Annotated in this window: 20 protein-coding genes; 6 read left to right on the top strand and 14 right to left on the bottom strand. The window is 51.2% G+C overall.

Features of this window, described 5'->3' with window-relative positions; translation table 11 throughout:
* The coding region (sstT, locus tag Q0628_RS03875; protein WP_298768327.1) for a serine/threonine transporter SstT at positions 1-1,099 on the bottom strand (1,099 nt) is incomplete at its 3' end.
* Positions 1,100-1,231: 132 nt separating this feature from the next.
* Between sstT and Q0628_RS03870 the strand changes: the two genes are divergently transcribed.
* The gene (locus tag Q0628_RS03870; protein WP_298768326.1) at positions 1,232-3,007 is read left to right on the top strand and encodes a long-chain fatty acid--CoA ligase; all 1,776 of its coding nucleotides are present in this window, start codon (positions 1,232-1,234) and stop codon (positions 3,005-3,007) included.
* Between the two features lie 127 nt (positions 3,008-3,134).
* On the opposite strand, the gene Q0628_RS03865 is transcribed toward Q0628_RS03870, so the two are convergent.
* The 5 genes from Q0628_RS03865 to rpsO all read right to left on the bottom strand — a co-directional run bounded on the left by Q0628_RS03865 (position 3,135) and on the right by rpsO (position 10,639).
* Positions 3,135-4,301, bottom strand: a complete 1,167-nt coding sequence (locus tag Q0628_RS03865) for a phosphoglycerate dehydrogenase (RefSeq protein WP_298768325.1) — start codon at positions 4,299-4,301, stop codon at positions 3,135-3,137.
* Between the two features lie 130 nt (positions 4,302-4,431).
* The gene (ispG, locus tag Q0628_RS03860) at positions 4,432-6,171 is read right to left on the bottom strand and encodes a (E)-4-hydroxy-3-methylbut-2-enyl-diphosphate synthase (protein ID WP_298768324.1); all 1,740 of its coding nucleotides are present in this window, start codon (positions 6,169-6,171) and stop codon (positions 4,432-4,434) included.
* A gap of 67 nt (positions 6,172-6,238) precedes the next feature.
* Complete coding sequence (locus Q0628_RS03855) at positions 6,239-7,945, bottom strand: HD domain-containing phosphohydrolase (RefSeq protein ID WP_298768323.1); 1,707 nt, start codon at positions 7,943-7,945, stop codon at positions 6,239-6,241.
* 132 nt (positions 7,946-8,077) lie between these two features.
* Positions 8,078-10,345 carry a polyribonucleotide nucleotidyltransferase gene (gene pnp, locus Q0628_RS03850; RefSeq protein WP_298768322.1) on the bottom strand — a complete coding sequence of 756 codons (2,268 nt, stop codon included), beginning with the start codon at positions 10,343-10,345 and terminating at the stop codon, positions 8,078-8,080.
* Positions 10,346-10,366: 21 nt separating this feature from the next.
* A complete protein-coding gene (rpsO, locus tag Q0628_RS03845; protein ID WP_072978575.1) occupies positions 10,367-10,639 on the bottom strand; it encodes a 30S ribosomal protein S15 in 273 nt (90 codons plus the stop codon).
* Between the two features lie 597 nt (positions 10,640-11,236).
* Here rpsO and Q0628_RS03840 point away from each other — a divergent pair.
* Both Q0628_RS03840 and thiH read left to right on the top strand, forming a co-directional pair.
* Positions 11,237-12,025, top strand: a complete 789-nt coding sequence (locus Q0628_RS03840) for a fibrobacter succinogenes major paralogous domain-containing protein (RefSeq protein WP_298768321.1) — start codon at positions 11,237-11,239, stop codon at positions 12,023-12,025.
* 283 nt (positions 12,026-12,308) lie between these two features.
* Positions 12,309-13,568, top strand: coding sequence for a 2-iminoacetate synthase ThiH (gene thiH / locus Q0628_RS03835; protein WP_298768320.1), 1,260 nt, complete (start codon positions 12,309-12,311; stop codon positions 13,566-13,568).
* Between the two features lie 3 nt (positions 13,569-13,571).
* Here thiH and Q0628_RS03830 read toward each other — a convergent pair whose 3' ends face one another.
* Positions 13,572-14,348, bottom strand: coding sequence for a type II secretion system protein (locus tag Q0628_RS03830; protein WP_298768319.1), 777 nt, complete (start codon positions 14,346-14,348; stop codon positions 13,572-13,574).
* Positions 14,349-14,442: 94 nt separating this feature from the next.
* On the opposite strand from Q0628_RS03830, the gene thiE reads away from it, so the two are divergent.
* Positions 14,443-15,099, top strand: a complete 657-nt coding sequence (thiE, locus tag Q0628_RS03825) for a thiamine phosphate synthase (RefSeq protein ID WP_298768318.1) — start codon at positions 14,443-14,445, stop codon at positions 15,097-15,099.
* On the opposite strand, the gene Q0628_RS03820 is transcribed toward thiE, so the two are convergent.
* From Q0628_RS03820 to Q0628_RS03810, 3 genes are read right to left on the bottom strand one after another with little or no spacing between them, the layout of a single operon-like run.
* Positions 15,065-15,829 carry a M23 family metallopeptidase gene (locus tag Q0628_RS03820; RefSeq protein WP_298768317.1) on the bottom strand — a complete coding sequence of 255 codons (765 nt, stop codon included), beginning with the start codon at positions 15,827-15,829 and terminating at the stop codon, positions 15,065-15,067. The two genes, thiE and Q0628_RS03820, sit on opposite strands and share 35 nt — an antisense overlap.
* A gap of 12 nt (positions 15,830-15,841) precedes the next feature.
* Entirely contained in the window at positions 15,842-16,213 is a 372-nt protein-coding gene (locus tag Q0628_RS03815) for a DMT family protein (protein WP_298768315.1), read from the bottom strand.
* A 28-nt stretch (positions 16,214-16,241) separates the two neighbouring features.
* On the bottom strand, positions 16,242-16,781 hold the full coding sequence (locus tag Q0628_RS03810) for a DUF4416 family protein (RefSeq protein ID WP_298768313.1): 540 nt from the start codon (positions 16,779-16,781) through the stop codon (positions 16,242-16,244).
* Positions 16,782-16,958: 177 nt separating this feature from the next.
* Between Q0628_RS03810 and Q0628_RS03805 the strand changes: the two genes are divergently transcribed.
* Positions 16,959-17,717 carry a glutaminyl-peptide cyclotransferase gene (locus Q0628_RS03805; protein WP_298768310.1) on the top strand — a complete coding sequence of 253 codons (759 nt, stop codon included), beginning with the start codon at positions 16,959-16,961 and terminating at the stop codon, positions 17,715-17,717.
* Positions 17,718-17,725: 8 nt separating this feature from the next.
* On the opposite strand, the gene Q0628_RS03800 is transcribed toward Q0628_RS03805, so the two are convergent.
* From Q0628_RS03800 to Q0628_RS03790, 3 genes are all read right to left on the bottom strand, one after another.
* Positions 17,726-19,699 (bottom strand): hypothetical protein, encoded by a 1,974-nt coding sequence (locus Q0628_RS03800; RefSeq protein WP_298768308.1) that lies wholly within the window; start codon positions 19,697-19,699, stop codon positions 17,726-17,728.
* Positions 19,700-19,803: 104 nt separating this feature from the next.
* On the bottom strand, positions 19,804-20,676 hold the full coding sequence (locus Q0628_RS03795; RefSeq protein WP_298768306.1) for a PHP domain-containing protein: 873 nt from the start codon (positions 20,674-20,676) through the stop codon (positions 19,804-19,806).
* Positions 20,676-21,224, bottom strand: coding sequence for a hypothetical protein (locus Q0628_RS03790; RefSeq protein ID WP_298768304.1), 549 nt, complete (start codon positions 21,222-21,224; stop codon positions 20,676-20,678). The genes Q0628_RS03795 and Q0628_RS03790 overlap by 1 nt, the downstream gene beginning before the upstream one ends.
* Positions 21,225-21,250: 26 nt before the next feature.
* Here Q0628_RS03790 and Q0628_RS03785 point away from each other — a divergent pair, with 26 nt between their 5' ends.
* Positions 21,251-21,847 (top strand): ribonuclease H family protein, encoded by a 597-nt coding sequence (locus tag Q0628_RS03785; protein WP_298768302.1) that lies wholly within the window; start codon positions 21,251-21,253, stop codon positions 21,845-21,847.
* Between the two features lie 5 nt (positions 21,848-21,852).
* On the opposite strand, the gene Q0628_RS03780 is transcribed toward Q0628_RS03785, so the two are convergent.
* On the bottom strand, positions 21,853-22,306 hold a 454-nt coding region (locus Q0628_RS03780), incomplete at its 5' end, for a U32 family peptidase (RefSeq protein ID WP_298768301.1).

Raw genomic sequence — 22,306 nt, 5'->3', positions numbered from 1 at the left:
CGACTTGCATGGCGAGATCGTTTGAAATTCCTAGGAACGAACAGCTCATGGGAATCAGGAAGAGTGATCCGCCTGCAATACCGCTAGCACCGCATGCACCGATGGTTGAAACGATGCAGAGTGTGAGAGCGGTTGGGAAGTCGACCGAAATTCCGAGGGTGTTCGCGATAGCGAGCGTCATGATGGCGATCGTGATGGCGGCTCCATTCATGTTGATGGTTGCTCCGAGGGGTATCGAGACGGAGTAGAATTTGGGATCGAGCTTGAGTTTTTCGCAAAGTTCCATGTTCACGGGAATATTCGCAGCGGAACTGCGGGTGAAAAGCGCCGTTAGACCGCTTTCCTTTAGGCAGAAAAGCAGTAGCGGGTAGGGATCGCGCTTGATGGTGATTCCTACAATTGTGGGGGCTATGACAAACGTGGTGAACAGGATGGATCCGGCTATCACGGCAATTAGTGTTCCGTAGGTCTTGAACGAGGAGAGGCCGTTAGTTGCAATAGAATCAAATAGAAGACTCATGATGCCAAACGGGGCGAGATTGATAATCCAGCGTACGATTGCTGTGACTGACCTGGCAGCATCATGCAGGAGTTCCTTGGTAGAATCCGAAGCATGGACCTTGAGGGCAAAGCCGAAGATGATTGCCCAGACCAGAATACCAATGTAATTGGCTTGCGTGATAGCTTCGAAAGGGTTCGACACGGCGCGGATTAGCAGGTTGTCGAGAATTTCTCCGATTCCTTTAGGAAGAATGCTCGATGCGGTCGCTTCACCTGCTAGAAGGAGTTTTTGCGGAAATAGGAAGCTTGCACCGATGGCGGCCATTGCCGCCAGAATGGTGCTGGAAATGTAAAGAAGTATGACTTTACCGAATCTGCGGTCCAGGGTAGTTTTGCCTATTGCAAGTGAATTCGTGATGAGAATAAAGACTAGAATTGGTGCGATACCCTTCATTGCTCCGACAAAGAGGGTGCCAATTGAGCTAATCCAATGCTGGTTGGGGGCGAGAATACCTAAAAGGGTTCCGAGGATGATGGCAATCCCGATACGCACATCCATCCTAGTTTGGTTGTATGTTGTAACAAGTTTCTTGATCATTGAAGACCTTCACTTTCTTTATTGCTTTAATATTTAGAAAAAAATGCAACTTTGTTTAAATAAATGTTCTTTTTTTTACTTCAATAATCTATTTTGAATTTGAGATGCGGCTGTGCTTGGCCCGGAGGCTTTATGGAAACTTTACGTTATACTTCTTTGGCGCAGATGTTTTTCATCAACTGCGAAAGGGAGGACTTTGCGGGTTGGTTCCATAAGAAAGGTTCGCAGTGGATTCACTTTTCCCGGATTGAACTTCGCGACCATACTCATTTCCTGGCTCTTGCCTTTAGGAATCATGGATTGAAGGCGGGCGAGTGTCTTGGCATTGTTGCGAATAGCTCTCCAGAATGGATCATGGCGGATGTTGCGACGCAGCTGAACCATGCCCAGGTCGTTCCGCTGTTTCCGAATATTTCTGTCGATAATTTTATCTACCAATGCGAAGATTCCAATGTCCAGATTCTTCTGGTAAACGACCTTGCGGAACTCGATCCGTCGCTTCGAAATCTTTTACCCAGATTCCGCATGGTTGTCTGTATCGAATCGTCGCAGAATATGCCTGAAAATGCCGTTCTTTGGAATGACCTGCTCAGGGAAGGCGAAAATCTTGCCCGCGAGCCCGGTGATTCGGCACGGTTTGAAACTCTGTTGGAATCGATTCGTCCCGATGAGTTGTTCAGCATTATTTATACAAGTGGATCTACCGGTGTCCCCAAGGGTGTAGAACTGACACACCGTAATATGATTTTGCAGTTGCAGGCAGTCAAGCGAGGCTACTTGCCTCTGGAACGCAAGACCGATGTGGCTCTTATCGTGCTCCCCGTGGCGCATGCATTTGAACGGGCTGTGGTGTACTATTATATCCTAAATGGCTTGACGATTTATTTTGCGGATTCGCCCAAGAGTGTCGCAGAAGCGATTAAGGAAGTTCGACCGACGATTATGTCTGTTGTTCCGCGTATTCTTGAACGGGTCTATGAGTCGATGACTGCGGCAAGTGAACGAATGTTTGGTCTCAAGAAGGTCGTTTTTGAACATGCCTTGGAATATGCAAAAAAACGTGAACCGGGAAAAGAGAAGTCGTTTATCTTTAGAACCTACGACAAAGTGGTTTACTCCAAATTGCGCGATGCCATTGGTGGACGGCTCAGATTGCTAATCTCTGGTGGTGGAGCCCTGGATAAGTCCGTATGCCGGTTCTTGCTCAATATTGGTATCCAGACATGTGAAGGGTATGGCCTTACGGAATGCTCTCCTGTCGTGAGTGTCAATAAGCTAAACCAATCCCGGCCTGGAAGTGTCGGTATTCCGCTGGGACATTTGGATGTTAGAATCGGTGATCAAAATGAAATACTGGTCAAGGGAGATAGCGTATTTAAGGGGTATCGCAACAGGCCCGACCTGAATGCGAATCTCTTTACGGAAGACGGTTTCTTCAGGACGGGGGATCAGGGGCGATTTGACGAAGACGGTTACCTGTATCTGACTGGTCGACTCAAGGAATTGTTCAAGACCAGTACTGGAAAATATGTTAGCCCGAATCCGATAGAGATGAAACTCGGTCGACACCCACTTGTGGAACAGGCTCTCGTGATTGCAAATGATCGCAAGTTTGTTTCAGCATTAATTTTCCTGAATAGGGTTAATGCTAAGCGATTCTTGCAATATCATGAAGAAAAATTCGATGTCGATAGAGCTTTGCGATCGCACCGCATAAATGTTGCTATTGAGCGGCTTGTTCAGCGAACAAACAAGTCGTTGAACCATTGGGAACAAATCCGAAAATGGACACTTATTGGCGATGAACTCACCATAGAATCCGGGCTTTTGACGCCTACATTAAAAATTCGGCGCACCGTCGCTGAAGCGCGGTACGCCGAAGAAATCGAGAAGATGTACCAGGGATGAGGTCGCCTTGCAAGCAAGGCTTTGAGCAATGGGGTCGTTCATGCCTTACGGCATTCACTCTGAGCTATTTGAGCCCAAAGCGAAGCGACCTCAAAGGCGCTTGCGCCGCCCTCATAGCCCATACCTCTTAAAAGTGGATCACGCGGACCTTGATGACCTTGTCAAGCTTGCCGAGTTTTTCAATGATAGAATCATCGACCTTGCTTTCGACGTCAACGAGGTTGTAACCGATCTTGCCGTTGCTCTTGTTGCTGAACGAGGCAATGTTGATGCCTTCGGCACCGAACACCTTCGTGATTTCGGAAATCATGTTCGGAACGTCCTGGTTGATGACCACGACGCGGCTCTTGACGCCGGAATGCGGGTGATCGACGAGGGCGGGGAAGTTCACGGAATTGCGGACGCAACCGTATTCGATGTAGTCCTTCAATTCTTCAACGGCCATCACGGCGCAGTTTTCTTCGGCTTCTTCGGTAGAGGCGCCGAGGTGCGGGAAGCAGGTCACCTTGTCGTTCTTGATGAGGTCGGCGTCCGGGAAGTCGCAGAGGTAGCCCTGGAGAGAGCCAGAAGCGAGCATTTCGTTAACCGGGGCCATTTCCACAATGCCACCGCGGGCGAAGTTCATGATGTAGCTGCCCTTGAAGCCGGCGAGGTTCTTGCGGTTGAGCAAGTTCTCGGTCACGCCCTTGATGAACGGAACGTGCACGGTGAGGAAGTCGGAATTTGCGATCACGGTGTCGAGGTCGGCAATTTCAACCTTGTTGGAAAGTTCGTGCATGTTGGCGGCGTTGGGATACGGTTCGTAAGCGATAACGCGCATGTTCTTCCAACGGGCATAGTTAGCGACGAGCACACCAATCTTGCCGAGGCCAATCACGCCGAGAGTCTTGCCTGCAAGTTCCATGCCGGCGAACTTCTTCTTGCCGCTTTCGACGGTCTTTGCGAGGTCCGGATCGGTGGTGTCGAGGTTCTTGACCCATGCGGCAGCCTTGTCCACGTTACGGACGGCCATGCCGAGCACGGTCATCACGAGCTCGGCAACGGCGTTGGCGTTTGCACCCGGGGTGTTGAACACGCAGATGCCCTTCGCGGAAGCCTTGTCGATAGTGATGTTGTTCACGCCAGCGCCGGCGCGGGCGACAGCCAGCAGGCCGTCAAAGTTGTCGGTATCAACCTGGGCGGAACGCACCAAGATGGCATCCGGATTTTCGACGGAGTCGGAAACCTGGTAGAACGAGCCAAACAGGCTCAAGCCTTTCTTGGAAATATTGTTCATCGTCTTAATAGTTGCCATTGTATTGTCCTCTTATGGATGATTGTTAAAATGATTGATGATTGATAATGTATGATTGATGATTATTCAATTTGGCGGCGTAGCCGCGACTATAACAATTATTCATTATCAATTATCCATTGTCAATTCTTTAAGGTTCCTGCCATCTGCCTCTTTCCTTGATCAAATTCACGAGTTCCTCGATGGCGTCTTCTTCGGGGATGTTCTTCTTGACCGCCGTCTTGCCTTCGAAGAGCGTAATGCGGCCAGGGCCACCACCCACGTAACCGAAGTCGGCATCGGCCATTTCACCCGGGCCGTTCACGATGCAGCCCATGATGCCGATGGAAATGTCGGAGAGGTGTCCGAAGCGGGCCTTGATCTTGCCCATCACCTGCTGGATGTCGTAGAGGGTGCGGCCGCAGCTCGGGCAGCTGATGAAGTTCGTCTTGCTGCGGCGGCAGTAGGCGGCCTGCAGAATGTCGAATGCAAGGAGCACGCTTTCCTTAGCGCCCTTGTAGCCGTCAATCACGACGGCGTCGCCAAGACCGTCTGTCACCAGGCTTCCGATGTCGGCGGACACGCGGAGCGTCTCGCGTTCGGAATCATTAATTTTCGCGTAAAGCAGAATGGGGTCTTGGCGACCCGCTGCTTCGAGAGCAGCGGCAAGGGCGCGTACGCCCGAAACCATCTCGGCGCCGGTATAGCAGAACACGGAACCCGCAGGCACGCTCGCCGGATTTGCGGCGAACCCCGCGATATCCATCGCATCCTTGAACTGCACCACGGGGGCGGCATCCAGACTCGGCAGCGCAAATTCAGCGTTGCGGCGTTCGCCCGTTAGTGCAATCGCGTCGGCCTTCACGCCGACCTTCACCGGATGAGAACCACCGATTTCTACGCCCGAAACCTTCACGACTTCGGTCTCGCGGCGTTCGTAGTGGTACGGGTCTTTTTCAAGCACCGGCACGTTGTAGGCGGTCGGTGCAGCAGGCAACGCGCAGGCCTTGATAAGTTCCTGTGCTACCGGGACTTCGGCCACCGGATCTTCGGTGAGTGATACGCGGATGGTATCTGCAAGGCCATCGAGCAGGAGTGCGCCGATGCCGGCCGCAGACTTCAAGCGTCCGTCGGCACCCGCGCCCGCTTCGGTCACGCCCACGTGGAACGGGTACGGCTTGAAGCCTTCCTGCTTAATGCGGGCGGCGAGCATGCGGTAGGCGGCAATCGCCACCCGCGGGTTGCTGCTCTTGAGGCTCAAAACAACCTGGTCAAAATGTTCGGCTTCGCACACGGCCAGGTATTCCATGGCGCTTTCCACCATGCCTTCCACCGTGTCGCCATAGCGGTAAATCATACGGGCCGCAAGCGAACCGTGGTTCACGCCGATGCGGATGGCGCGTCCCAGGCGCTTGGCCTCCTGCACAAACGGCGTAAAGGCTTCGGCAACCTTTTCCTTGCCCTCGTCGAACGACTTGTCCGTCTGCTGGTCGAGTGTCAAAATGCCCGTGTCGACAAAGTTACCCGGATTGATGCGGACCTTTTCCACCCACTTGAGCGCCTCGAACGCGGCCTTCGGCTGGAAGTGGATGTCGGCGGAAACCGGCACCGTGCAACCGGCGGCGCGTACACGCTTCATCACTTCTTCGAGGGCGGCTGCATCTGCAAATGTCGGAGCGGTAATGCGAACCAGGCCACAGCCCACCTTGGCGAGGGCCAAAGTCTCGGCCACCGTCTTTTCGACGTCTTTGGGCTTGGTGGTGGTCATGGACTGAACTAAAATGGGGGCGTTGCCCCCTATCAAAGCCTCGCCAACGCGGACTTGTACAGTTTCCCTGCGGACGGCGTTGAAACGGTCGGCAACATACGGGAATTCGCTAAACTTGGTCATGCGCCCAAAGATAGAAAAAGGCTTGTGCTACGGCAACCAAAGTGCTGTAATCAGAGTGACTAGAACGCTAGGATTCGTGCTTCATGTCATCTGAGCTTCTATAGTATTCTTCGAGTTTTTCGCGGCTCTTGATGAAGCATTCCTTGAGGGACGGATCGAACTGTGTGCCCATGCCTTCGATAATGATATCGTAGGCGTCCTCGAAAGAGAATTTTTCCTTGTAGCAGCGCTTACTGACCAGTGCGTCGTAAACGTCGGCGACAGCCATGACGCGTGCCTCGAAAGGAATGTCTGTTCCCTTGAGACCCTTGGGGTATCCATTCCCGTCAAAACGCTCGTGGTGATACCAGGCGACATTCTTGGCTATCTGTACGAAGTATGGCGATTCAACACCGACGAGCAGGTTCTCTACGATTTTTGCACCCTTTTCTGGATGACTCTTCATTTCCTCGTATTCTTCTGGCGTGAACCGGCCCGGTTTTCTCAAGATGCGGTCGTCGATGGCAATCTTGCCCAGGTCGTGCATCGGTGCTGCGGATACGAGTGATGTGTAGAATTCTTCGGAATAGTCGAGATGGGAATCTGCCCGGAGAATATCGACAAGAATCGCTACGACGCGGCTAGTGCGCTTGATGTGGCCGCCCGTGTTGCTGTCTCTGCTTTCTACCATGTTTGCCATGCCGACAATCATCTGTTCCTGGAGCGCCCTCATTTGCGAAGCGTTATCGCGGAGCATCATCTCCATACGAACATTGCTGCTACCGAGCATTTTGACATAGCGGTGTAGCTTGGTGTCATCCTTAATCTTGAAAAGGTTGATGTGTTCCCCGCGAGAAAGTGGAACCGTTTTCAGTGTGCACTTGTAATGGATGGACCCCTGTTCGAAAGCTTTTTCGGATTGAGCTTTTCGATTGTAGTTTTCCTTGGCCCACGACATAAAGAAATTCACGATTTGGGAATTCATTCGGGGAATATGGTCTACTCGGCATTCGTTGAAATCGGGGAATAGCTTGTATGCAATATCGTTTCCTCCAAGAAATTCCTGGTTCGAGGAAATGGATATGTAACCGCTGGTGTTGCTTTCTTCGAGAACATTCAATATGGTGAGGGAGACATCGTAGCGTCTGCTTCTGTAACAGATGTAGAGCAGCATGAACTGGTCGAAAACGTAGAGAGCCGGCATGACCAGGGTGTCGCTTTCCAAGAAGCGTGAAAGGAAAAAAGAGAATATGGTTGCTGCTTCGATGAGCGAAAGGGCGATGAGACTCTTAAAGGGAACGTTCCGTTTTTTGATGAAGGCGTAAATGATCAGGCTGATGTTAGCAATGATGAAGCTGAAAAGCATGATGTTGAAAACATCGTGGCCCGGACCATAGGTTGCTATGTAGTTGCCGGCGCCATCGTTGCTTACGAATTCAACGGTCTTGTAGTAGATGTCGTTGAATCCGACCGTTGCGGATAGGGCGAGGACCACGAAACTGAAAGAAAGCAGTAAGGTATGTACCCAGGACGGGGTCCGGATATTGCAGACAGCAAGACTGATGTCAAATGTAAGTACGGGAAGGAAGATTCCTCCAACGTAGTTTAGTTTGTTTGCGAGTATGACTTGGTCCGTGTTGGTTGAAAGCGCTATAAAGAGATGGCCAAAACAGGCTACAAAAACGGCAAAAAATAGCAGAAGGAATGATCCATACTGTTTTGGATTTACCTTATACGAAAGGATAAAATTCAATGCAGCAAGAATGCAAAGGAAGAATAGATAAACGATTGCCATATTTGAAACCCGAACACCATATATAACTATATATTTTTTAACAAATTATAACAATATTCAACAAATGTTATGGAAAAATTACAAAAGACCCGACCGCATTTTGCGGTCGGGCCTTTTTGAATCGTTTAGAGATTAGCCTTCAGTCTGGGCTTCGGGAGCGGCCGCTTCCGGAGCGGCTTCTGCAGCAGGAGCTTCAGCGGCCGGAGCTTCAGCCGGGGCAGCCTTCGGAGGGAGCAGAGCCTTCATAGAAAGCTTCACCTTGCCCTTCGGGTCGACACCGAGGCAGAGCACTTCGACTTCGTCACCCACGTGAACGACGTCTTCGACCTTCTCGACGCGGTGGTCGGCAAGTTCGGAGATGTGCACGAGACCGTCGCGACCCGGGAGGATTTCGACGAACGCGCCAAACGGCTGGATCGTCTTGACCTTGCCCTTGTACTTGCGGCCCGGTTCGGGTTCGGCAGTGAGTTCCTCGATCATGCGGCGGCAGACAGCTGCGGCCTTGCCACTCGGGGCGGCAATGTCGATGTTGCCATCGTCGTCGATGTTGATGGTGCAACCCGTCTGAGACTGCATGCCCTTGATCACGGAGCCACCGGAACCGATGACGTCGCGGATCTTGTTGGTCGGGATGCGCATCTTGATCATGGTCGGAGCCTTCTCGGAAACCTTCGGACGCGGAGCGGCGAGGCCGAGTTCAGCCATCTTGCCCAAGATGTGCAGACGGCCTTGGCGAGCCTGTTCCAGAGCTTCGCGCATGAGTTCCGGCGTAATGCCGCGGATCTTGATATCCATCTGGAAGGCCGTGATGCCTTCGGCAGTACCCGTCACCTTGAAGTCCATATCGCCGAGGTGGTCTTCCGTACCGGTGATGTCGGTCAAGATCTTGATCTTGCCGCCTTCCTTCACGGAACCCTTTTCGGAGATGAGGCCCATGGCGACACCTGCGACCGGAGCCTTGATAGGAACGCCTGCGTCCATCAAGCTGAGGCAGCCACCGCAAACAGAGGCCATGGAAGAAGAACCGTTGGATTCCTGAATTTCGGAAACCACGCGGATGGTGTACGGGAAGTCTTCCGGCAGCGGAAGAACGGCAGCGAGAGAACGTTCGGCGAGGTGGCCGTGACCGATTTCGCGGCGGCTCATGCCGAGGCGCTTGCATTCACCCACGCAGTACGGCGGGAAGTTGTAATGCAGCATGTAGCTCTTGGAGCCTTCGCCCTGCAGGCTTTCGTAGCGCTGTTCGTCGGCCTTGGAGCCGAGCGTGCAGACCACGAGACCCTGGGTTTCGCCACGCTGGAAGATCGCAGAACCGTGAGCGCTCGGGAGAACGCCGAGTTCGATTTCGATCGGGCGGACTTCGGTCGTCGTACGGCCGTCGAGACGCACGTCTTCGTTCAGGATCATTTCGCGCATGGCAGTGCGTTCGTAGTCGCTGAAGATTGCCTTCGCGTCTGCAACGAGAGCAGGATCCTGTTCTTCGTCCTTGCCAATGATGGCGAGAATGCGTTCGTCTTCCAGCATCTTCGCGCATAGGTCTGCCATAGCCGGATAGAAGTCGGTCTTCACCATGTTGGAGTGGACGTCCTTGTTCAGTTCGTCCCACACGACTTCCTTCACCGTGGCGAGAAGCTTTTCGTGGGCTTCGCCAACGTGCTGCGGCTTGAGTTCCATCTTGGGCTTAGCGCAGCGGTCCACCAGTTCCTGTTGGGCCTTGCACATGAGCTTGATGGCTTCGTGACCGGCGAGAATTGCGTTGATCATCGTGTCTTCGGACACTTCGTAGGCACCGCCTTCCACCATGCAGACGGAATCTTCGGTACCGGCGACCACCAGGTCCAGATCGGCGCAGGCCATCTGTTCGTAGGTGGGCATCACGACGTTCTGGCCATCGACAACGGCCACGCGCACGGCGGCAACCTGCTGTTCGAAGGGCAGTTCAGAAAGACCGATGGAGAGGGATGCTGCAGACACGCCGAGCACATCCGGTGCAAACTTGCGGTCAGCAGAAAGAACCTGCACGATCACCTGGACTTCGCGCGTGAAGTTCTCGGGGAACATCGGGCGAATCGGGCGGTCAATGATACGGGCAGAAAGAGTTTCTTCGTCGCTGGGGCGACCGGCTTCGCGCTTGTTGTAGCCGCCCGGGAGGCGACCGGCAGCGTAGGCCTTTTCGCGATATTCCACAGTGAGGGGGAAGAAGTCACCTTCCTTTTCTTCGCCGTAGCAGACAGTAGAGAGCACGAATGCATCGCCCATCTTGGCGACTGCAGCACCGCGTGCCTGCTTGGCAATACGGCCCGTTTCAAACGTGATTACGCGGCCGTCGGGAAGCGTAACAGACACTTCCTTCGGGTCGAGCATCTTGCCGTATTTTTGATGGTATGCGTCAATAGACATAAATTTCTCCAGTCTGAAGAATTAGCCGCGCAGACCGAGTTCCTTGATCAAGGCACGCTGGGCGATAATGTCCTTTTCGCCGTAGTACTTGAGGAGGTTCTTGCGCTTAGAAACCATCATGGACAGACCGCGCAGGGAGTGGAAGTCCTTCTTGTGGGTCTTTGCATGTTCGGTGAGGTTCTTGATCTTCTCGGTGAGGAGAGCGATCTGAACGCGGACGTTACCGGTGTCCTTTTCGTTTGCTCCGAACTTAGCGGTGATTTCTGCAGCCTTTTCTTTAGTGATAGTAGCCATTATAGCCATTCCTTTTTTGTTGTTTTTTGCGGTCACCACCGTGGTGACCTGTTTCATTACATGTTTTTGTCCGAGTTTCCCTGCTCTAGCACCAGTGGAATTGGCGAATCTGGTCACAGGACCCAGGCAAAAATGCAATTTGGGGGTATATATAGAAAATTCGGAATTCGGAGTTCGGAGTTCGGAGTTGAAAATAGGGTGGAAAACGGGAAAAAGGGGTGGAATTGACTGTTCAGGGCTGCATTTCAAGCAGAATAAAGTAGCTTGTTTCGTATATCGCTCCGCTCAAAATGACATGGATGGACGTCATCCTGAACCACGAAGTGGTGAAGGATCCAGTATCAGATTAGCTATTTTGCAGGCAAAAAAATGCATCTGTTTGTTGCTGCTTGTAAAATAAATTTTAGATTAGGGGGATCCTTTACTAAAGGGTGTTTTATCGCAAATCTTTGCGTTAAGGAGAAAATAATGAAAATGCTTGACCTTGTCCTGAGCTGTACGGAAATAGGAACTTTTGTTCCAAAGTTGAGTTATCCTCTTTGGGGAGTATCGAAGTGTAGCCGAAAGATCACTACTTGTTTGTTCGTTTCTGTGTTTGTGGCTTTCTTTGCCGCGTGCTCAACGCCGACGCTTCCTAGCGATGACTCCGATGAGTCCTCCTCTAGTGTCCTTTCATCGTCATCCAGGTCCCTATCGTCTAGCGACTCCAGGGTGACAGGAACGATAGAGTCCAGCAGTAGCAGTTATTCAGTTGAACAGAATTGTTCTGCACTTTTGGAGGGAACAGACGACTGGAGCTGGGATGTTCCTAAGGAATGTCGCTTCAACCCAGACATCACCTACGGCTCCATGACCGACTCCCGCGATGGACAAATCTACAAGACTGTCAAGATTGGTGACCAGACCTGGATGGCGGAAAACATGAACTACGCCGACAGCACGAAGACTCCGAGCATGCAGCCGCGCAGCTGGTGCTATAACAACAAGGCTGAAAATTGCGCCGTGGCCGGTCGCCTTTACACCTGGGAAGCCGCGAACGACGCCTGTCCTGAAGGCTGGCACTTGCCGACCCAAATGGAATGGAACACCTTGTTTACCGAAGTGGGCGGACAATCGATTGCGGGCAAGATTCTCAAGTCGCAGACGGGCTGGGGTAGTTATGGCAACGGTACAGACGGCGTGGGCTTTTCCGCGCTGCCTGCCGGCGACAGGGTCAACTATGGCGAATTCTACAACGGTGGTCACAGAGCTATCTTCTGGAGTGCCACAGAGAGCAGTGGCAACCGCGCTTACAATGTGTGCCTGAGCAACGACGGCGAGGATGTGCGCCAGGAGAGCTTCCCCTACAAGAACAACTGGTTTTCAGTTCGTTGCCTCCAGGACTAGCAGTGAGGCGAATGCAGCGCTGAACAACGAGGGACTCAATTTTCACCCGAAGTTAACCAAAGACTTCGGGTGTTTTTTTACGATTTAGATGCACTGAATGCGCTTTCCATGAAGGACAGTTCGCTTATTGAAATTCCGTTCTTGGTTGCTATAGTTTGCAGTCATCTTGGAGCCGTAAGATGGACTATGGTAAAAAAATTGCGCTTGCGCGGTCCTGATTTTTTTATATTTGGGAGTTGAAAATCTTGAAATGGAAATGCTCAAATAAATAGGGCAAGACAAAGTGGATAGAAAAGACAATAATTACCTGTTTGATTCCGGAAACCTTTCGGAAGGGGCGCTTGCCAAGAAGCACCGCCTTGAAAACGATCCGAGTTCCCGTACTAATATAATGGATTATCTGCCCGGCATGGAAGTCATCCAGTCGGACATCGCCGACAAGGTCCTTTCCGAATCCGAGAACTACGATTACAGCAAGTACACTGGCAAGGACGTGAAGCGCGCATTGGAACACGAACGCTGCACACTCGAGGACTTCAAGGCGCTCCTTTCTCCGGCGGCCGCCCCATACCTCGAGCAGATGGCCGCGAAGGCGAAAATCGAGACCAGCAAGCATTTCGGCAACAATGTCTACTTCTTCACGCCGCTCTACATCGCGAACTATTGCGAGAACTACTGTGTCTATTGCGGGTTCAACTGCTACAACCATATCAAGCGCATGCAGCTCACGATGGAGCAGATCGAGCACGAGATGAAGGTGATTGCCGACAGCGGCATGGAAGAAATCCTGATTCTCACCGGCGAAAGCCGCGCCAAAAGCAGTGTGGAATACATCGGTGAAGCCTGCAAGCTCGCACGCAAGTATTTCCGCATGGTAGGCATTGAAGTTTATCCAGTGAATACCGACGAATACCGCTACCTGCACGAATGCGGCGTGGACTACGTGACGGTTTTCCAGGAAACTTACGACAAGGTGCGTTTTGAACAACTTCACCTGATGGGTCACAAGCGCGTGTTCCCGTACCGTTTTGATTCGCAGGAACGGGCCCTGATGGCGGGCATGCGCGGGGTGGCATTCTCCGCACTCCTCGGCCTTTCGGACTTCCGCCGCGATGCGCTTGCCTCGGCACTCCATGTGTATTACTTACAAAAGAAGTATCCGCATGCCGAAATGAGCCTCAGCTGCCCGCGACTTCGCCCGATTATCAACAACGACAAGATTGACCCGCTGGATGTTCATGAGAAGGAACTCTGCCAGGTGCTTTGCGCCTACCGTATCTTCTTGCCGTATGTGGGCATTACGGTCTCGAGCCGCGAAAGCAAGGAATTCCGCAACGGCATCGTGAAAATCTGTGCGACGAAGGTCTCCGCCGGCGTTTCTACGGGCATCGGCGACCACGAAAGCAAGTACAGCGGTCACGACGATGGCGAAGGTGGCGACGAACAGTTTGAAATTAATGATGGCCGCAGCTTCAACGCCATGTACTCTGACATTTCGGGCGAAGGTCTGCAGCCTGTGCTGAACGATTATCTTTATGTGTAATGTTTATTTGCGTTGGCTCTTTGCGCAGCCCGCATTTCCATAAGTAGAGAAACAGGTTCCGTAATCCGTAAGGAATGCTGCATTCCAATTCTTGCCGTTGGGGAGAATGTATACTTCGAGCGAACCGTTCGGTTTTTTGGGGTCTGTCCATCGAATACTCATTGTATAGCGAGTATTGGCGTCTTCCTTGCCCTTGTTGAGAGCCAAGCTAATGAACATCGGATTTCTTGGGGCCGTGCGCCACCATTCCTTATCGTTGTTGTTGTGGTCTTTCCAGGAAAAAGAGGTGTACGTGTCCGTATCTTTCTTGTAATTTCCGTTAAGTCTTCCAGCGATGATGTCTGCAACGCCGTCAAAACCCGCCTCTTTCAGGGCGTTATACCATGTACCGCTTGTACCGATCATTTCGCTGATGTTGTGCGTATTGTTTGCCTGATTATGGCTATCCTGCACATTGACAGACAGACCATTGTGCACTTCAATAACGAATAGTGTTGCTCCTCTGTCCGATGAAAGACCGTTGTTCATTTTTGTCAAAAGATCTGTCATCTGGTCGGCGTTTTTCTTTTTAACCGTAGTCGTTTTCGTCAGTGCGGTATCGTCTTCGAGCAAGGCCTTGTTAAGCGCATCTCTCAGATAGTACAATTTGAGCAAATCAACTTTTTCGCGAGATCTCTCGATTATACCAAAAACAGCTGGTACGGCAATATAGGATAGAATTCCCATAATGACTATGACGACCATTATTTCGATAAGTGTAAAGCCTTTTTGCTTTTTCATGCTTTGAAATATAAACAATTTTTAACGGATTTGGCTAATCTAAGTTGGAATAGGTGCGATTCTTTGGTTTGGCAGTATTTCTACATTTGTGGCTATGAAACTCGATACGACCCTTTATTTCATTACCGACAGCACTTGTGTTCCTGAGGAAAATTTTTTGCCTGTGGTCGAAGCGGCCTGCAAGGGCGGTGCGACCATTATCCAGCTGCGCGAAAAGGACAAGTCTACCCGCGAATATATGGAGCTTGCCCGAGCTACCCACGAAATCACCACCCGGTACGGAATTCCACTGATTATCGATGACCGCGTGGATGTGGCTCTCGCTATCGGAGCCGAAGGCGTTCATGTAGGGCAATCCGACATGCCTGTCCGGGACGCCCGAAGGCTGATGGGGCCAGAAAGAATCGTCGGAGCCACCACCAAGACCGTGCCCCAGGCCCTAGAAGCCTTTGAACAAGGGGCCGATTACTTGGGTTGCGGGGCGATTTATCCTACCACTACTCATGTAAAAACGGTCATCACTCCCGTAGAAACTTTGAAGGATGTCGTGAAGGCGGTTCCCATTCCGGTGAATGCTATTGGCGGACTCAACAAGGATAACATTTATGTGCTGAAGGAATCGGGTATTGCTGGCATTTGTGCGGTGTCGGCGATTATGAAATCTGCCGATCCCGAATCTGCAACTCGTGATTTGAAAAAGGCTTTTCTTGATTTGTCTACTTGCTGCCGCGGAGCCTTTGACCGATCTTGAGCGGTGCACCTGGTTTCAGGTTGTTCAGGCGGCATAGGGCTGGAATCGAAATATTGAACCAGTTGGCGACATCTCCCTGAGAGTCGCCTTTTTTGACAACATAATAATTGTGGTTTTTGAGTTTGCTCTGTATCTTACGGTGGGCGGCGATGGCCTTTTTCTTGGAAAATCTTTCCGCCCCGCTTTTCAGTTTCCAGTTCGGAAAGTCGATGACGGTTGCCGGATCTATGTTGATTTCACCGTAGCGAATCTCAAAATGGAGGTGAGCCCCGGAAGATCGACCGGAATTGCCGGCAAGTCCGACAATGTCTCCCGGATAAACTTCGTCACCGACTTTGAGCAGCCGTTTGGAAAGGTGACCGTATAGAGTCTGAAGACCATTAGGGTGTTCGATAAGAACATAATGGCCGTAGCCGCCCATGTTGTAGCGGGACATTACCACGATTCCGGGGTACGCAGCGACGACGGGCTCGTCCTTGATGACCTGCACATCGACTCCGCGATGCAACCGGTGGTCACGTATTCCGTAAGGGGAGCCGAGCAAGGCCTCGTGCGTAATAGGAATCAGCATGTCCGAAAAATCGATGTAAGGGGAATTTTTCTTGGCCTTAAGCTCGTTTAGGTCGACCAGGGTCACCTCTTCCTCGGCATGGACATTTGTCGCAAATGCTAGCAGAATCGCGAATAGGGGCGCGAATAGAAATGTCGATGCAAGGGATGTCTTTTTCATGGACCGTTGAGTCTATTTCAAGAAGGCGAAGAATACGGCAGCGACAATTAGGATGAAAGCTACAATGTGATTCCACTGAAGAGCTTCGTTGTTGAAAACCGTTGTGGCGATGACGGTAAAGACTGTCAAGGAGATAGCTTCCTGGATGACCTTGAGCTGCATCAAGGTGAATGGACCTCCATTTATTTTACTTCCGATGTTGTTTGCGGGTATCATGAAGCAATATTCAATGAGCGCTATACCCCAGGATGCCAGGATGACCAGGATGAGTGGCCAGTCGGTACTAATATGCATTTCCTTGAGCTTGAGGTTTCCGTACCAGGCGGCGGTCATGAATACATTGCTGATAATTAGAAAAATGACTGTAAAAATTCCTGCTTTCATTGGTTTTCGATTGTTTGTAGGTTTGTGTTTACCCGTGCTTGTGTTGGTAGGCTAGGCGAGCTCGCACTTGCTCTAGGTACTGGATGTATTTTTCGCTTTGGTAGTCGCGATAGGTCCATTCAAAGGCGTGAAAATGTCCATCCTGAAAGTAGAGCGTCGGTTCGACATAGATGCCGCGTTGCATGTAAACGCGTTGCCGCTGGTCCTTGGTCGTTGCCAAAAAGAACTGGCCAAGGGACATGTAACCTGGATCGAGGTTTACGGGGCGGAGTCCTGGAGTGCCATTTTGCTTGGCTATGTCTAGTTCGACATCGTTCGTCCACAACTTGATGTCAACGATGTTTTCTCGGTCTACCAGGTTCTTGTAGCTGAAGAAGGCGCGTACGGGGGCGTTGCCGATTTCTTCTTCATAGTAGTTGGTAAAAGTGAAAGGAAAGGGTTCCAGGTTCAGGTCTTCTTCGCCGAAATGTTCGCTGAGTGTTTGGCGGACAGCCTCGATGGCTTGCGAATCCTTTGCGAGAATTCCTACGATGATTTTTACCTTGGCTGGAGTTCTAATTTCGCCCATGGGGGAAAATTTAGAAAAAGGCGAACGCCGCGGCAAAGCAGTTATGCTTTGACATGGCTGAGCCGCAAAAAATGCACTCTGAAGGAGTGCCATTTAGAAAAAAAGACGAGTGAACGGACCTTCGGTCCTATAGATGAAAGACGAAAGAATTATTTTTAGTCAAAAGAAATTCTAATTATGAATATTAAATATTTCGCATTTTCAATACTTGTCCTCTCGTCTCTGGTCTCTGGTTTATCGTCTATAGCCTATGCCGAAGCTCCCCGAGTTGTTCCCGAAATCATGGATTCCATTCCGCACGAGGTGACCCATTTTACACAGGGACTATTCTTTGATGGCAATGAATTAGTTGAAACGACGGGGCAGTATGGTCAGTCGGGCTTGTACCGTCGTACGCTCGACGGAAAAATTCTGGATTCTGCCCGAATTGAGGATAGGTATTTTGGAGAAGGGTCTATTGCTGTCGGTGACGATGTCTTTTACTTGACCTGGAAATCCAAGAAAGCATTCATCTACAGTCGAAGGCCGTTTGCAAAGAAGGGCGAGTTCCGGATTCCGACGGAGGGATGGGGACTGACATACTGGAAAAATGCGCTCCTCATGAGTAATGGTTCCCACGAGCTTCTGCAGATTGCGCTTGGCGCATTCAACGTGGTGGGGGTTATTCGCGTAACCGATGGCGGTCGCCCGGTAAAGTTGTTGAATGAACTGGAAATTGTGGGCGATACTCTGTATGCGAATATCTGGCAGACAGGGGCAATCGCCGTTATAGAACTTCCGAGCGGCAAGGTCGTCCGTTATTTTGACATGAGTCGAAAGGTTCAGGAATTACGTCGCAAGTATCCCGATATCGATGTCCTTAACGGAATTGCTTACGATGGCAAGAACTTGTGGGTGACCGGTAAGAATTGGCCCTGGATCTACAAGATCAGGTGATGGACAAATCAGTTTCTGAATGTCCAGACGATACCGTAGGCGAAACGTAGGCCTTCGGGGGTGTAGCCTGAGGCTGGCATGTAAATGCTGTGGTTGAAATTTTCTATGCGAGAGTAAAGTTCGAATGAAAGAATCTGCATGCGGGCCTCAAAATCGAGTGCAAGATATTTTTTCATAAGCTCGAGTTCCGGGTTGCCGTTTTCGTTGATGGTACAGTCGTAGCGTTCCCCGAACCATTGCCAGTCTACGCGTACGCTGACGCCCAGGCGGTCGTATACGAATCGGTTCTGCCAGTGAATGCTTCCTTTGTAGTAGAGCTCCGGCGTGTCGAGCAGTTTGCGGCTGCGGTCGAGGGTCTCTCCGCGCTCCAGGTAGAATTTCCAGTTCCCGAGCCTGAAGCCGAGTTGCAGTAGCCAGTCTATGCTATTCACATTGCTGATATTGGACCAGGTAAAGGCTTCCTCGAGCGTATTTGTGGTGTCGATATAGTTCCACTTGACCCAGCGAGGCTTGATCAGGTTGTCCACGTTTTCATAACGTAGGCCGAGTCCATAAAAGACTTCACGCTGCTGGTAGCCTAGATTTAGAGTGTAACGGTCTCGTTCTTCGAATTTGAGATCCTTGCGCTTGAAGGCAAGCCGTCCCGTTTCGTTGATCTTCATTTGGTTTACGTCTGGGAACTTGTTGTCGTGGCGGAAGGTGACATTTGCGCGCAGATGGTAGGGCAAAAGAGCCAGGGCATCGGCGGAATAGGCCGGGGCGTAATCCACTTCATCGCGCAGCGAACTGTTCCTCTGCATACCTGTTTGTGTACGGAAAAGGAACATGTTCCATAAGGTGTCGGATAGTTGCAGGTACCCCACTTCGCGGTCCTGGAAGTACTTGTGAGTTATGTCGTCGTCACCGATGTTCTTTGTGTCCAAAAATTCATACTTGAATCGGATTGAGGGATTCAGGAGCATGTTGTAGGTAATCCCGAAGTTGCCGAGCATGCTTTCATAGGTGGTTGCGCGAAGCGTGTCGTAGTAAAGCGTATCTATGCGTTCAATGCCGAGCGTGTCCAGATATTGACGAGATTTCTTGTAAATGTGGGGGAGTGAATCTTCCTCGATTTCATGTTCTGTGTAGGTGAAATCAGTAGAAAAAGTCAAATTCCTGATAGGATAGAATTCTAGACCTCCGCCATAGCCCACTGTGTGGATCGAAATGATGTAGGGGTCGGTCTGAAAGGTTCGAATAGACTTGTCGAGCGTGTCGAGCAGTACTTTATGAACAGGGTTGTCTGCATTTTCGAGGCTCAGGTAGTTCATTTTGACAAATGCCTTGCCGAGTCCGAATCTCCAGGTGAGAATCGGCTGGATGTGCATGCTATTCATTGCGATGTTGCGGCCACCGAAGGGAATCTGCGTGGAGTCGCGTCCGAGGGAAAAATAAGGAGAATGGGTGACGTTCTGATAACTGTATTCCTTGGATCCGATGTCGGAGTGGCTTGCAAGCCCAAATTCGAGGGATACGGAATCGGTAATAAGCCTGCGGAAGTCAAGCCGTAGCGCATTTCCGCTGAAGGCTGGACGTTCCCAGTTGAGGTCGGTGACCGGGGTGTCGACCGGAATGCCCTTGCGTTCCTCGAACAGAATTCCGTTTTCACCATTTAGGCCGAGTGCTGTGGCGTCATAGCCGAGTCGGGTCGTAAAGAGTCCGGCGAGCTTGCTCGGGTAGCGGCTCTGGATGGACCCCATGCCCATGTGGTCGGCATCAAGTTCCGGACTACCGAGAATAGAGGTTCCTAAAAGCCATTCGGATTTCTGCCCCGAAATGTCGTAGGTGCGTTGCATGACTTCACGGATGGGAAGAACCCAGCGGCCAGCGTCCGTTTCGCGCGGAGCGGGATCAATGCTCCAGGGCGTCTTGTAGACAGAATCCTGCGCAGATGGCTTTACGTACTGGTCTGGCTTTAGCGGTTCAGCAAATGGGGTCGCCACGAATAAAATCAGGACGAAGGATAAAAAATGAAAAATGAGAGATGTCTTTTTGAAATCTCTTTCGTCTTTAGTCTGTAAGCGCGCGGCGCCGTTCTCTCGTCTAGTTAGTACCATTCCGCTCTCAGTTTTTCGCGGCGTTCCCGTAGCGCGTTCACGACGGAATAGGGCATTTTCATGCAACCCGGCGGGTAGGTTCCCGCTTCGGTATGGAAATCGCTTCCGCCTGTTCCTACGAGTCCGAATTTCTGTGCCATTTCCTTGTACTTGCGGCCAACCGCTCCCTTCTGTGCGGGGCTGTATACCTCGATTCCCTGGACACCCCATTCGACCATGTTCTCGATGAATTCGTCGGAGAGTCCCGATTTATAGGGGTGGGCGAGCACGGCGATTCCGCCTGCGTTTTCGATAAGCTTGATAGTCTGTTGCGGGTTGAGTCCCTTTTTTTCGACAAAGGCGACGCAGCCATCCCCCAGGTATTTGGTGAATGCTTCCGAGAAATTAGAGATGTATTCCTCGTCGACCATGGACATGGCGATATGCGGTCGTCCGATGACTTTTCCCTTGCAGTACGTGAGCACCTTTTCGTAGGTGATGTCGATGCCTAGGGCATTCAGCTTCTTGATAATGGCTTTTGCACGGGAAATACGTTGCTTCGCGAAATCCTGTAGCTCCATGTTCAGGGCAAGATTCGTCGGATCGCAGAAATAGCCGAGGATATGGATGTCCTTGCCTTGCCATACGGCGGAAATCTCGATACCCGGGATGATTTCGAGACCGATTTCCTGTGCCGGTTCGACCGCCAGGTTGTAGCTGTCCAGGTTGTCGTGGTCGGTAATCGAAATACAGCGTAGTCCTTTTCGCTTGCAGAGGACGAGCAGTTCCTCGACGGAAAGAGTTCCGTCCGAAAGCTTCGTATGCATGTGGAGATCTGCGTATCCTCCACTTTCCGTTACGATGTTCGGGAACCCTTTCTGCATCAATTGACCCCATAGTATTGGCTGATCAGGGCCGCTTCGGAAGACTTGTCCGGATGGAGGCTCACGTTTAGGAACGGGTAGCAGTTCTCGCTGACAAATCCGATACGGAGGCCTGCTCCACTGACCTTTGCGAGGTAGAGGCGCGGCAAGAAGGCATCGCCGAGGTAAATGCATACCTGTGGGGCGAATTCCTTGAATTTCTGTTCGAGTTCGCTAAAAGCCGTTTCGCCGTAACGGCACTCCAGGTCGCTGTAGTAGACCGCCGTGGCACGCTTTGCGGAGACAATGGCATGTAGTGATTCATGGGCACAAAGCAGGACATTCTTGAAAAAGATGTCTGGCATGGCATGCATGAAAGCGGCGGCGCGTTCCATGTCTCTCGGCAAGAAAATTAGTGTTTTCGGATTACCCTTGAGAGCCTGAGGAAAGTCAAAGGCTCCCGAATCTTCGCCTGCGCGTTGCAGAAACCAGCGGAATAGCGAATCCTTGCTACTGAACCGCTTGAAGAAAAAACGAAAACGATCTGTAAAATACGGCGATGGTTTCACTTGGAAAAATATACTAATTTTGGATTATGCCTAAACAGAAATTCTATGCGATAAAGTCACCGAATGAAAGTAAAATTGTCCTAACCTGGGCCGAATGCGAAAAATTGACCCATGGAATCAAGGGTGTCCTCTTTAAATCATTTGGTACAAAGGCTGAAGCCGAGGCGTGGATTTCGGGAATGGAGGCTCCTGTACCTGAAGGACTCCGCGTGTTTGTGGATGGGTCTTTTTCTCCGGACTTCCCGTATTCAGGATGGGCATTTGTCGTTACCGAAAATGACAGGGAAATTGCCCGTGGTTCAGGACTCACTGCGTTCGAGGCGGAAAGCCGTAATATCGACGGCGAGGTGATGGCTTCCTACCAGGCGATGCGTTGGCTTGATGCCAATGACAGGACGGGGGTGATCTGCCATGACTACGAAGGAATTGCGCGTTGGGCTAAGGGGGAATGGCAGGCGAAAAGCGGTATCGCCAAGCGATATGTTGCTGCGGCTAAGCCTTATCTGCATCGTGTGAGTTTTGAAAAGGTTGCTGCGCACACAGGTGTCAAGTGGAACGAACTGGTCGACCAGTTGGCAAAGGATGCCATCGCTAAGGGAAAGAAAAAGGCTAAGGAAGGGTAGGTCCCTTACTTCTTGCGGTCCTGCCAGGTGCTTTCGTTAAAGAGTTGTCCCTCGGACAAGCCATATTTTTCCTGAATTCCTGCGGCACGAATGGCTTCATCGATTGTGATTTTACCATGAATGGCTTGCGTGTAGATTAACACTTTCTTGCGTACGGTTTCGGCATCTTCCTGAAGCATTTCAAGACGGAAGTGGCTTACACCGTTTTCCTTGAGTCGGGGGAGAAGCTTTAATGCCGATTGCGGTTTTCCTACGAATAAAGTATTGCGGCATTCAGCATCACTCTGCAAGAAGTGTCGTTCGCCCTTGTGGTCTAGTATTTCGACCTTGTGCTTGGTGCAGATCTTTCCGCATTCGGGGAAACATCGGCCTGTGGTAAGTGCGCGCGCGAAGGCGCAGTATTCCGAATGGAAGGCGGGCATGTACTGGTGCAGAGTGAGTTCGAGCCGCGTGCCATCG

It is taken from the genome of uncultured Fibrobacter sp. (assembly GCF_937877005.1).
Classification (GTDB): domain Bacteria; phylum Fibrobacterota; class Fibrobacteria; order Fibrobacterales; family Fibrobacteraceae; genus Fibrobacter.
Note: the sequence above shows the minus strand (reverse complement) of the source record. Positions and strands in the feature narration are given on the sequence as shown.

Excerpts from the sequence above, each read along its gene's own strand:
- Q0628_RS03830 (WP_298768319.1), bottom strand. The coding sequence starts at position 14,348 with ATGAAAAAGCAAAAAGGCTTTACACTTATCGAAATAATGGTCGTCATA.
- Q0628_RS03870 (WP_298768326.1), top strand. The coding sequence starts at position 1,232 with ATGGAAACTTTACGTTATACTTCTTTGGCGCAGATGTTTTTCATCAAC.
- Q0628_RS03785 (WP_298768302.1), top strand. The coding sequence starts at position 21,251 with ATGCCTAAACAGAAATTCTATGCGATAAAGTCACCGAATGAAAGTAAA.
- Q0628_RS03865 (WP_298768325.1), bottom strand. The coding sequence starts at position 4,301 with ATGGCAACTATTAAGACGATGAACAATATTTCCAAGAAAGGCTTGAGC.
- Q0628_RS03795 (WP_298768306.1), bottom strand. The coding sequence starts at position 20,676 with ATGCAGAAAGGGTTCCCGAACATCGTAACGGAAAGTGGAGGATACGCA.
- Q0628_RS03855 (WP_298768323.1), bottom strand. The coding sequence starts at position 7,945 with ATGGCAATCGTTTATCTATTCTTCCTTTGCATTCTTGCTGCATTGAAT.
- ispG (WP_298768324.1), bottom strand. The coding sequence starts at position 6,171 with ATGACCAAGTTTAGCGAATTCCCGTATGTTGCCGACCGTTTCAACGCC.
- thiE (WP_298768318.1), top strand. The coding sequence starts at position 14,443 with ATGAAACTCGATACGACCCTTTATTTCATTACCGACAGCACTTGTGTT.
- rpsO (WP_072978575.1), bottom strand. The coding sequence starts at position 10,639 with ATGGCTACTATCACTAAAGAAAAGGCTGCAGAAATCACCGCTAAGTTC.
- Q0628_RS03810 (WP_298768313.1), bottom strand. The coding sequence starts at position 16,781 with ATGGGCGAAATTAGAACTCCAGCCAAGGTAAAAATCATCGTAGGAATT.
- Q0628_RS03805 (WP_298768310.1), top strand. The coding sequence starts at position 16,959 with ATGAATATTAAATATTTCGCATTTTCAATACTTGTCCTCTCGTCTCTG.
- pnp (WP_298768322.1), bottom strand. The coding sequence starts at position 10,345 with ATGTCTATTGACGCATACCATCAAAAATACGGCAAGATGCTCGACCCG.
- Q0628_RS03815 (WP_298768315.1), bottom strand. The coding sequence starts at position 16,213 with ATGAAAGCAGGAATTTTTACAGTCATTTTTCTAATTATCAGCAATGTA.
- Q0628_RS03820 (WP_298768317.1), bottom strand. The coding sequence starts at position 15,829 with ATGAAAAAGACATCCCTTGCATCGACATTTCTATTCGCGCCCCTATTC.